Below are 11732 nucleotides of genomic sequence, written 5' to 3'. Positions count from 1 at the left end.
ACCTATCGCTCTCGGGAACGGGCGCGGCGTCCGGCCGCCTGTCGCCGCCGGGCGTCGGCCCGCCGGCGGTTCTCCGCGCGCTGGCGCGCATCGGGCCCGGGGGTCGCGGCCGGACCCTCCGGTCGGCTCAGGTACGCGGCCAGCGACGCGACCGTGGGGTGCTGGAACAGCTCGACCATCGAGACCCGGTGTCCGGCGTCCGAGGCGAGCAGCGACCGCAGCTCGGCCATCAGCAGCGAGTGCCCGCCGAGGTCGAAGAAGTTGTCGTGGGCGCCGACCCGCTCGACCCCCAGGACCGCGCACCACAGTCCGGCCAGGGTGTGCTCCAGGCCGGCCGCGGGCGCCGTGAAGCGGGCCCCCGGCTCCGGCCGGCCGCCGCTCGGCTCGGGCAGGGCTGCGCGGTCCACCTTGCCGCTGGGCGTGAGCGGGAGGGCGTCCAGCACCTCGAAGACGGCGGGCACCATGTACGCGGGCAGGTGGCGCCGCAGGTGGCCGGCCAGCTCCGCGGGGTCGGGCGCCCCGGGGCCCCGCGCGGTGAGGTGGGCCACCAGCCGGAGGTCACCGCCCCGGTGCGGGCGGGCGGTCACCACCGCCTCGCGCACGGTGGGGTGCGCGGTCAGCACGGCCTCGATCTCGCCCGGCTCGATCCGGAAGCCGCGCAGTTTGACCTGGTGGTCCAGCCGGCCCAGGAACTCCAGCGCGCCGTCCTCGCGGAAGCGGGCGAGGTCCCCGGTCCGGTACAGCCGGGCTCCCGGGTCCGCGTCGAACGGGTCCCGGACGAACCGTTCGGCGGTCAGTCCGGGCCGGTTCAGGTAGCCGCGGGCCAGACCCCGCCCGCCGAGGTGGAGCTCCCCGGGCACCCCGACCGGCACCGGCCGCAGCGACCCGTCCAGCACGTACACCCGGGTGTTGGCGATCGGCCTGCCGATCGGCACCGGCCGGCGGCCGTCCTCGGGCGTGCAGGTCCAGTGGGTCACGTCGACGGCCGCCTCGGTCGGGCCGTACAGGTTGTACAACCGGGCCCGGGAGCGGGCCAGGAAGCGGTCCTGGAGGTCGCGCGGCAGCGCCTCGCCGCTGCAGACCACCCGGCGCAGGGTGGTGCACTCCTCCACCGGCTCCTGGAGGAAGACCTGGAGCATCGACGGCACGAAGTGCACCGTCGTCACCCGCTCCTCCCGGATCGTGCGGGCCAGGTAGCCGCCGTCGCGGTGGCCCTCCGGGCGGGCGACCACGAGCGTGGCGCCCGTCGTCAGGGGCCAGAAGAACTCCCACACCGACACGTCGAAGGAGAACGGGGTCTTCTGCAGCACCCGGTCGGTGGCGTCCAGCCCGTAGGCGTCCTGCATCCACAGCAGCCGGTTGCGGATCCCGGCGTGCACGTTCATGACGCCCTTGGGGGTGCCGGTGGAGCCGGAGGTGTAGATCACGTAGGCCAGGTCCTCGCCGTCCACCGCGACCTGCGGGTCGTCGTCCGGCTCGCCGCCCGGTGCGGCCTCGAACTCCTCCACGCACAGCACCTCGGCCTCGGCGGCGGGCAGTCGCCCGAGCTCCTCGCGCCGGGTGAGCAGCACCGGGACCCGGGCGTCCCGGACCATGTGCTCCAGCCGGGCGGGCGGGAGGCCGGGGTCCAGCGGCAGGTAGGCGCCGCCCGCCTTGAGCACCGCCAGCAGCGCCACCACCAGCTCCGGCGACCGTTCCAGGCCGACGCCCACCACGACGTCCCGGCCGACCCCGAGCCGCAGCAGCCGGTGGGCGAGCCGGTTGGCCCGCCGGTTCAGTTCCCCGTAGGTCAGCCCGCGGCCCTCGAAGCGCACCGCCTCCGCCTCGGGGTGCCGTCGCGCCTGCTCCTCGAAGTCCTCGTGGATCCAGCCCCTCCCGGCGGGCCACTCCCGCGCGGTGGCGTTGAACTCCTCCAGGACCCTGCGGCGGTCGTCCCCCTCCAGCAGCTCCAGCCGGTCGACAGGGCGGTCCGGGTCCGCCACCACCTGTTCCGCCAGACGGCGGAAGTGGGCGGCGATCCGGGCCACGGTGGCCTCGTCGAAGAGGTCCCGGTCGTACTCGAACCAGCCGCTGAGCCCGCCGTCGCGGTCGAACGCCTGGAGTTCGAGGTCGAAGCGCGCGCCCTCGCTGCGGACCGGTAAGCGGTCCAGCTCCGCGCCGTTCAGGGTGAGCCGCGGCACCGCCTCCCGGCCGTAGGCGAAGCTCACCTGGTAGACCGGCGGCCGGCCGAGGTCGCGCGCGGTGTTCAGCTCCCCGACCACCAGCTCGAACGGCACCTCCTGGTGCTCGTAGGCGCCGAGGCAGGCCGTCCGGACCCGGTCGAGCACCTCGCCGAAGGACGGTTCCCCGCCCAGGTCGGTCCTGATCGCCAGGGTGTTGACGAAGTAGCCGATCAGCGGCTCCAGTTCGGGCCGGTCCCGGACGGCCATGGGCACGCCCACCACCACGTCCTGCTGCCGGCCGTACCGGGACAGCAGGACGGTGAAGACGGCCAGCAGCGCCATGTAGGTGGTCGCGCCGCTGCGGTGGGCGAGCCGGCCCAGCTCCCGCATCAGCGGTTCGGGGAGCTCGAAGGGCAGCGTGCCGCCGTTGAAGCCCTGGACCGCGGGGCGGGGCCGGTCCGTCGGCAGCTCCAGGGCCGCCGGGGCCCCCGCCAGGCGCTCCCGCCAGTAGGCCAGCTGCTCCGTCCACCGTCCCTGGTCCCGCTGTTCCCGCTGCCAGACGGCGAAGTCCCCGTACTGGACCGGGAGGTCCGGCAGGGGCGAGGGCCGGCCCGCGGCGAACGCCTCGTACAGGGCGGCGAGTTCGGACAGCAGCACCCACACCGACCAGCGGTCCGAGACCAGGTGGTGCAGGGCCAGCACCAGCACCGACTCGTCGTCCGCGGTCCGCAGCAGCGTCATCCGCACCAGCGGCCCGGTCTCCAGGTCGAACGGCTCGCCGATCGCCGCGGCGGCGATCCGCTCGTCCAGCGCCGTCCCGGTGAGCCGGTCCTGCCGCAGGTCGATCTCGGGCAGCTCCACCGTGAGCCGGGGCCGGACCAGTTGGGCCGGCCGGCCGTCGAGCAGCCGGAAGGCCGTGCGCAGCGCCTCGTGGCGCCGGACCACCTCGTTCAGCGCGTCCCGCAGGACCTCGGCGTCCACCGCCCCGCGGACGCGGACCGCGCCCGGCACGACGTACGCCGGGTTGCCCGGCCGGACCTGTTCCAGGAACCACATGCCCTGCTGGAACACCGAGAGCGGGAAGGCGTCCTCGGTCGTTCCGTCCTCCGCGAGCCGGCGGTCCGCGAGCAGTTCCGCGAGCCGCGCCCGCTGGGCCGGGGAGAGTTCGGCCAGCCGCCGTTCGAGGTCAGTCATCGGCCCGCTCCGCCCGCTCCGGAGCGCCCGCCCCGCCCCCGGACGCCCGGGCTCCGGGCGCCTCGTCCCCGGACACCTGGTCCAGGAGGGCCAGCAGCTCCGCCGTCCGGTCCCCGGCCCGCGCCACCCGCCGGATCGCCGGCACCTCGCCGCCGCCCGCCGTCCCCTGCCCCGCCGGGCGGCCCGCCAGCTCGCCGGCCACCTGCTCGGCCAGGCCGCGGACGGTCGCGCCCTTGAGGAAGTCGGCCACGGTCACCTTGATCCCGAGTCGGCTCTGGACCTCGTTCCTGAGCTCCACCGCCATCAGCGAGTCCAGCCCGAGACCGGACAGCGGCGCGTCGGGATCGACGGTGGCCGCCCTCGAACCCAGGGCCGTCCGCACGCTCGACGACAGCCGCTCGACCAGCGTGCCGACGCGTTCCCCGGCGGGCACCCGCAGCAGCTCCTCGGCCGTGGGGAGCCCGCTCGCCGCGGACCGGCCCGGCGCGCCGGGGACCCGGCGCGGCGCGGGCTGCCGGGCCGGCCGTTCCTCGACGCGCCGTTCCTCGCCGGTCCGTGTCTCGGCGCCCCGGCCGGGGCCTGGCCGCTGACCGCCGGGGCGATCCCCACCGCTGCCGTGGGCTCCGCCGGGGCGGGCCCGGCCGGCCCCGGCCGGAGCACCGCGGTCGGTCATCGGCGCCCCGCCGCCGTCCGGTTCGTGCCAGCAGCGGGTGGCGGCGAAGGGATAGTGCGGCAACGGCGCCCGGGAGCGGGCGTAGTCACGGTCGAAGCCGGCCCAGTCGACCTCGGCGCCGTCGGCGTACAGCCGGCCGAGGCTGCCGAGGAGGACCTCCCAGTCGTCGTACGAGGGCCGCAGGCTGGGCAGCGTCCGCACGTCGTCGCCGGTCAGGACCTCGCGCACCAGGCCCAGCAGGGTCGGCGCCGGACCGATCTCCAGGAAGGTGCGGTACCCCAGGTCGTACAGGGCCCGGACCCCGTCGGCGAAGAGCACCGGCTGCCGGGCGTGACGGAGCCAGTAGCCGGTGTCCAGGGCTTCGTCCCACGGCCACAGCCGGCCGGTCAGGTTGGACAGCAGCGGGATCCGGGGCGCGCCGAAGGAGACCTCGTCCAGGGCCTTGCGCAGCGGTTCCAGGACCGGTTCGACCAGCGGGGAGTGCGACGAGGTGGAGATGCGCAGCCGCTTGACCTCCGCGCCGCGGGCGGTGAACGTCCCGCAGACCGCGTCGACCACCTCCCGCACGCCGGAGACCGTGGTGTTGGCCGGGCCGTTGACGGCGGCGACCGAGATCAGGGCGGCGTCGTACCGGGCGAGCTCCTCGGCGACCTCCTCGACCGGGGCGGAGACGGCCGCCATGGCGCCCGACCCGGCGAGCCGCTGGAGCAGCCGGCCGCGCTCGGCGACCAGCCGCAGGCCGTCCTCCAGGGACATCGCGCCCGCGAAGCAGGCGGCGGTGTACTCGCCGAGGCTGTGGCCGATGACGGCGGCCGGCTCCACCCCCCACGAGCGCCAGAGCTCCGCCAGGGCGTACTCCACGGCGAAGAGGCCGGGCTGGGCGTACTCCATGGTGTTGATCAGGTCGGACTCGGCGGGCGGCCCGGGCCGCTCGGGGTGGAGGACGGAGAGCAACGGCACCGGCAGGACGTCCCGCAGGATCTCGTCACAGCGGTCGAGGGTCCGCCGGAAGGACGGCTGGGTCTCGTACAACTGCCGTGCCATGCCGGCCCGCTGTGGGCCCTGGCCGGTGAAGAGGAAGACCGTGTCACCGGTCGCGGCGCCGGCGCCCCCGGCCGGGCCCGACACCAGACCCTCCGCGGGGTCGTCCCGCACGAAGTCCGCGAGCCGGTCCGCGATCTCCCGGGGCGAGGCCCCGACGGCGGCGAGCCGGTGCGGGAAGTGCGAGCGCCCGGTGTTGGCGGAGAAGCACAGGTCGGCCGCAGCCTCCGGCTCCGCCGTCGCCAGCCGGTCCTGGTAGCGCCGGGCCAGCTTGAGCAGGGAGCTCCCGCTCTTCGCGGACAGGGCCAGCACCGAGAGGGGGCGCCGCCGGTCAGGTCCGGACGCCGGGCGCTCCGGGGCCTGTTCCAGGATCAGGTGCGCGTTGGTGCCGCTGAACCCGAAGCTGCTCACGCCCGCCAGCCGCGGCGTCCCCTCCCCGGTCGGCCACGAGGTGAGGCCGGTCGGCACGGCGAAGGTGGTCCCGTCGAAGGAGATGTGCGGGTTGAGCTCGCCGAAGTGCAGGTTGGGCGGGATCAGACCGCGGTCGAGGCAGAGCGCGGCCTTGATCAGCCCGGCGATCCCGGCCGCCGCCTCCAGGTGGCCGAGGTTGGTCTTCACCGCGCCCAGGTAGAGCGGCGCGCCCTCCGTGCGGCCGTAGACCTCGGCCAGCGCCGCCACCTCGATCGGGTCGCCCAGCTTGGTGCCGGCGCCGTGCGTCTCGATGTAGCCGAGCCGCTGCGGATCGACCCCGCCGGCCGCCAGCGCGCGGCGGAACAGGTCGCGCTGCGCGGCTCCGTTGGGCGCGGTCAGGCCCGAGCTGCGTCCGTCCTGGTTGACCGCGGAGCCGCGGATCACCGCGAGCACCCGGTCCTCGTCCCGCAGCGCGTCCGACAGCCGCTTGAGCACCACCACGCCGCAGCCCTCGCTGCGGACGAAGCCGTTCGCGGCCGCGTCGAAGGTCTTGCAGCGGCCGTCGTCGGCCAGCATCTCGGGGAACTGCGAGAAGGAGATGGCCGCCTCGGGCGACAGCACCGCGTTCACCCCGCCGCTGATCGCCAGGTCGCACTCGCCGAGCCGCAGGTTCTGGCACGCCTGGTGCACGGCGACCAGCGACGACGAGCAGGCGGTGTCCACCGAGACGCTCGGCCCGCGAAGGTCCAGCAGGTAGGACAGGCGGCCGCTGGCGATGCTGTGCGCGATGCCCGTGCTGGCGTGGGCCGTGATGTCCTCCGGCTCCCGGAAGAGCAGGCCGGCGTAGTCGTTGCTGCAGATCCCCAGGAAGACCCCGGTCCGGCTGCCGGCCAGCGCGTGCGGGGCCTGCCCGGCGTCCTCCAGGGCCTCCCAGGCGACCTCCAGCACCAGCCGCTGCTGCGGGTCCATGGACACCGCCTCGCGCCGGGAGATGCCGAAGAACTCGTGGTCGAAGCGGTCGATGCGGTCCAGGAAGCCGCCCCAGCGGGTACTGGTCCGCCCCGGGCGGCGCGGCTCCGGGTCGTAGAACGCGTCCACGTCCCAGCGGTCGGCCGGCACCTCGCCGATCGCGTCGGTGCCGCCGCTCAGCAGCTCCCAGTACGCATCGGTGTCGGTCACCCCGCCGGGGAACCGGCAGCCCACGCCCACGACGGCGATCGGCTCGGACCGGGCCTGCTCGTAGGCGTCGATCCGGTGCTGCATCCGCTCCATCGTCAGATAGGCGCGTTTCATCGCCGTCATCGACGCGGACCCGCCGTCCCGCGTGGTCCCGTCCCGGCCGGTCTCGTCCCGTGTGGTCATCGTCCCTGCCCCCGCTCGATCGGATCGGCACTGGCGTCGAACTGCTCGGTCCTGGCGAGGAGGAGCGCTTCGAGCTCGCGCTCCGAGAGCTCGTCGAGATCGAGCGCCGGGTCCGGACCCGGACGGGGCCCCGTCGTGGCGGCCGGGGTGTTCCCGGGCTCCCGGACCGGTGGCGGTGCCGCCGCGGCGGCCTCCAGCGCGATGCCCATCCGCTCGGCGAGGAAGGGCACCAGCGCGTCGAGCGTGGGGTACTGCCAGCCGAGCGTCGACGGCAGCGCGACCCCGAGCGAGAGCTCCAGCCGCGAGCGCAGCTCCAGGGTGCGCAGCGAGTCGAAGCCGAGGCCGGCCAGCGGCGCCGTGCCGTCGATCGCGGCGGCGTCCGGGGCGGCCCCCTGTTCCCCGAGCACCCGGGCGGCGACGTCCCGGCAGTGCCCGGCCAGCAGGGCCCGGCGGCGCCGGCCCGGCTCGACCGCCAGCAGCTGCCGGCGGATCGCGTCGGCGTCGTCCGGGGCCGGTGCGTCGCCGTCGGGCCGGACCCGGGCCACCACGGCCCGGCTGCCCAGCAGCCGGCCGAGGGCGGCGACGCCCTCGCGGTCGACGCTCAGGGCGGGCAGTCCGAGGGCCCGGCGGTGTGCGGCCAGGGCGTCCAGGAAGGCGCCGACCGCGGCCTCCCGGCCGGGCGGGGCGGTGGGGGAGCACAGCACGAAGAAGTCCAGTTCCCTGGTGGCGGTGGCCAGATGGAGCTGCCACGCGCCGGCGGCCCGGGCCGCGGTGGAGCGCAGGAGCGCCTCGGCCGCCGGCACCGCGCCGTCGTGCGGGCCGTCCGCCGTGCCGTCCGCCGTGCCGTCCGCACCGCCGTCGTCCGTGCCGTCGTCCGGGGCGTCCCCGGTGTGGACGACACCGGCCAGGGGCGGCCCCGAGGCGTCCAGCCCGGCCAGGAGGTCGGCCACCTCCTCGGCGCGGGACAGGTCCACGACCGGCCGTGCGATCTCGACGCCCCGGGACCGCAGTTCGGCCAGTACCCCGGCCGCTCCCGCGGCACCGGCCGAGGCCCGGGCGTCCGGCTCGCCGTCCCCGCCGGGGGAGGGTGCCCCGACCAGCACGATGCGGCGGGCACCACGGTCGGCGAGCTGCCGGGCGGCCTCCAGGGCCGCGGCCGATGCCCCACCGGTGACCAGGTACGACGCCTCCGCCCGGACGGTCCGGGCCGGGGGCACCGCGATCTCCGGTGCCTCGTCCGGCCGGAGCACCAGCTTCCCGGTGTGCCGGGCCCGGGCCATCCGGGCGAAGACCTCCCGGGCCTCGGAGAACGGGTGGACCGTGACCGGGAGCGGCTCGAACTGCCCGCTGTCGAAGCCCCGCACCACCTCGTCGAACAGCTCGGCGAGCAGCGCCGGCTGCTCGTGGAAGGTGTGCTCCAGGTCGACGGCGAACAGCGAGCGGTTCCGCTTGAGGAAGCCGAGGCCGACCGGACTGTCGTCGTGGATGTCGCGCTTGCCGAGCTCCACGAACCTCCCGCCCGGCGCCAGCAGGGCCAGGCTGCGCCGCAGTGCCTCGCCGGTCAGCGAGTTGAGCACAACGTCGACGCCGCGGCCGTCGGTGAACCCGGTGATCTCGTCGGCGAAGGCCAGTGACCGGGAGTCCATCACCCGGGCCACGCCCAGGTCGCGCAGGAACCGCCGCTTCTCCTCGGTCCCGGCCGTGGCGAGGACCTCCGCGCCGCACCGGCGGGCCACCGCCAGCGCGGCCAGGCCCACGCCCCCGGACGCCGAGTGGATCAGCACCTTCTCGCCCGCCCGCAGCCGGGCCAGGTGGCAGAGCCCGTACACGGCGGTGAGGAAGGCGACCGGGGTGGCCGCCGCCTGCTCGTCGTCGAGCGCCGCCGGTCGCGGCGCCACCAGGTGCGCCTCGGTGGTGGTGTACGCCGCGAGCGCGGACGGGACCACCGCCATCACCGGGTCGCCGACCCGCAAGCGGTCGACGCCCTCGCCCACCGCGCTGATCCGGCCGGCGCACTCGACACCCAGCGGGACCGTCCCGGTGGCGCCCGGGTAGGCGCCCATCGCCTTGAGGACGTCGCTGAAGTTGAGCCCGGCCGCCGTGACCTCGATCTCGACCTGGCCCGGCCCCGGCGCGGCCCGTTCCCACCGGGTCGGCGTCAGGCTCTCCAGGATGCCGGGCCGCACGGCCAGGATCCGGTGGTTGGGATCGCGCCGAGGGTCGAACGGCCGCCGCGGCCACGCCGCTTCGGTTCCGTCCGGGGTGACGTGCGGGACCGGGACGGGGGAGTGGCGGGCCGGGCCGCGCAGGGCGGTCCACGGCTCGTCACCGGGGCGGATCAGCAGGTCGAGCAGCAGGTCGAGCAGCCGGGCGGCGTCGTCCCGGGTCGGCTCCGGGTCGAGGTCGACGACGACGGGGCGGAGGCCGCCGAGCGCGGCGGCGGACGCCACGGCCGGTCCCGTCAGCAGCGCCCGGGCGGGCGCGGGAGCCGGGTCACCCTCGACCACCCGCTGGGCGCCCCGGGTCAGCAGCGCGACGCGCGGGCCGCCCGGCAGGCCGTCACGGGCGAACTCCTCGATCAGCCGCAGGGCCGGGAGGGCGACGCCCTCCTGTTCCTCCGACGGCGGGAACGGTCCGGGGCCGCCCGGGGGCGGGCCGCCGGCGGTGTCCAGGCCCCAGGCGTACACCAGCCCGGTCAAGGGCTCGTCCCCGGCGGCGCGCACCTCCTTCAGCAGCGCGGTGAGATCCTCCGGGCGCAGCGGGTCGATCTCGTGGTGGAGCGGGTCCACCAGGTCGTGGTGCGGCCCGGGGGTGACGGTCACGCAGCTGCCGCCGCGGGCGGTGATCTCGGCGCGCAGCGCCTCGCCGACCCCCGTGCCGTCGGCGAACAGCAGCCACCGGCCGGGCGGGCCGGCGGGCGGCGCGCCGGCGTCGTCGTCCCGCCGTGCCCACTCCAGGGTGACGAGGGGAGGGTCGGCCGGCCGCTCCCGCCCGGCCGCCGGGGCGGTCGCCGGGTCGGTGGCCGTCGCCCCTGCGGCGGCCCCGCCGACGGCGGACCCGGCGACCGCCCCGGTGACCGGGAGGGGCCCGTCCGCCGGCTCGGGTGCGTGACGCCGCCGCTGCCAGGGGTAGTTCGGGAGGTCGACGACGGCCCGGGGCAGGGCCCGGGAGCCGTCGTCCGCGCCGTCCGCGTCGTCCCGGCCCGGGTCCCGCTCGGCGAGGACCACGCCGGGCGGCGACCCGCCCTCGGCGAGCCCGTGGAGCGCCCGCAGCGCGGACGCCCGGTCGGGTGCGGTGACCCGCGCCTGCCAGCGGTGCCGTGCACGACCGGCACCCACCGTGTACGCGAACGCCGGGTAGTGGCCGTCGTCCGGCAGCGCCGCGAGGCTCCGGTGGAACCCGGCCGCCAGGGCGCGCACCGCCTCCGGCGTCCGCGCCGAGACCACGAAGCCCCGGACCGGCACCGCCGCGACCGCAGCACCGGCCGGGCCGCCGCCCGCGTTCCCGGCCTTGCCCCCGGCGGTGTTCCCGGCCGTGTCCTCGGCCGCGCCGAGGACGACATGGGCGTTGGTCCCGCCCATCCCGAAGGCACTGACCGCGGCGTGGCGGCCACCGCGCTCCGGCCACGGCCGCAGCGCGGTCGGCAGGGTGATGCCGGTGCCGTCGAGGTCGATCAGCGGGTTCAGCGTGGCGAAGTGCACCAGCGGCGGCACCGCGCGCCGTTGCAGGCACAGCACCGCCTTGACCAGCGCGACGACCCCGGCGGCGGACTCCGGGTGGCCCAGGTTCGCCTTGACCGAACCGACCACCAGCTCGGCCCCGCCGTTGCGGCGGCCCAGCGCGGCGGCGATCGCCTCCATCTCGATGGTGTCCCCGAGCGGGGTGCCGGTGCCGTGCGCCTCCACCAGGCCGATGTCGGCGGGGGCGAGCCCGGCGTCCGCCAGCGCCGTCCCGATCAGCGCGGCCTCCGACAGCACGTTGGGAGCGGTGAAGCCCGTCGAACGGCCGGTCTGGTTCACCGCCGAACCGTGGATCACGGCGTGCACCCGGTCACCGTCGCGCCGCGCGTCCTCCAGCCGCTTCAGGACCAGCACGCCGCAGCCCTCGCCCCGGGTGAAGCCGTTCGCCCGGGCGTCGAAGGGGCTGCACCGCCCGTCCGGGGACAGCGTGCCCGCCAGCCGGTGCAGCCGGGTCGCGCGCGGCGAGAGCACCAGGTTCACCCCGCCGGCCAGCGCCACGTCACACTCCCGGCGGGCCAGCGCCTGCCGCGCCAGGTGGACCGAGACCAGGGACGAGGAGCAGGCGGTGTCCACCGTGACCGCCGGACCGGCCAGCCCCAGTGCGTACGCCAGCCGGCCCACCGTGAAGCAGTGGCCGTTGCCGGCGGCCCAGTGGGTGTCCGGCTCGCCCCGGTTCCAGTCCCAGTACTCCTGACCGGTGATGCCGACGAACAGCCCGGTCCGGGCGGCGTCCAGCCGGTCCGGGGGGAGCGCGGCGTTCTCCAGGGCCTCCCAGGCGACCTCCAGCAGCAGCCGCTGCTGCGGGTCGACCCCGCGGGCCTCCTCGGCGCTCATCCCGAAGAACTCCGCGTCGAAGTCCATGACCTCGTCCAGGAAACCGCCCACGTGGGGCAGCCGCTCCCACTCGGCGGCGAACGGCCCGCGCCGCCCTTCGGGCAGCGGACGCACCAGGTCGCGGCCCTCCGCCAGCGCGCTCCAGTACCCGTCCAGGTCGGCGATGCCGCCCGGGAGCCGCAGGCCGATCCCGACGACGGCCAGCGGGCCGGTGCCGTTCGCGGCGTCGAGCTGCGCCCGCAGCTTCCGGACGGTGTCGAGCGCCCTCGTCAGCGGCGTGGGCGCGGCCGCGGTGATCTCGCGCTGTGCCTCCAC

At 76.4% G+C, this 11732-nt stretch carries 3 protein-coding genes; all 3 read right to left on the bottom strand.

What is annotated here, in order from left to right:
• Positions 1-2 precede the first annotated feature (2 nt).
• Genes PUR56_RS09085 through PUR56_RS09075 form a run of 3 tightly spaced genes read right to left on the bottom strand, consistent with a single transcriptional unit; the run spans position 3 to position 11732 of the window.
• The gene (locus tag PUR56_RS09085) at positions 3-3356 is read right to left on the bottom strand and encodes an amino acid adenylation domain-containing protein (RefSeq protein WP_329948497.1); all 3354 of its coding nucleotides are present in this window, start codon (positions 3354-3356) and stop codon (positions 3-5) included.
• Entirely contained in the window at positions 3349-6843 is a 3495-nt protein-coding gene (locus PUR56_RS09080; RefSeq protein WP_329948496.1) for a type I polyketide synthase, read from the bottom strand. The genes PUR56_RS09085 and PUR56_RS09080 overlap by 8 nt, the downstream gene beginning before the upstream one ends.
• A complete protein-coding gene (locus PUR56_RS09075; RefSeq protein WP_329948495.1) occupies positions 6840-11732 on the bottom strand; it encodes a beta-ketoacyl synthase N-terminal-like domain-containing protein in 4893 nt (1630 codons plus the stop codon). The genes PUR56_RS09080 and PUR56_RS09075 overlap by 4 nt, the downstream gene beginning before the upstream one ends.

It is taken from the genome of Streptomyces sp. BE303, from assembly GCF_036290945.1.
Taxonomy (GTDB): domain Bacteria; phylum Actinomycetota; class Actinomycetes; order Streptomycetales; family Streptomycetaceae; genus Kitasatospora.
The sequence above is the reverse complement of the archived record's forward strand: the minus strand, read 5'-3'. Positions and strand labels throughout refer to the sequence as shown.

Excerpts from the sequence above, each read along its gene's own strand:
- PUR56_RS09085 (WP_329948497.1), bottom strand. The coding sequence starts at position 3,356 with ATGACTGACCTCGAACGGCGGCTGGCCGAACTCTCCCCGGCCCAGCGG.
- PUR56_RS09080 (WP_329948496.1), bottom strand. The coding sequence starts at position 6,843 with ATGACCACACGGGACGAGACCGGCCGGGACGGGACCACGCGGGACGGC.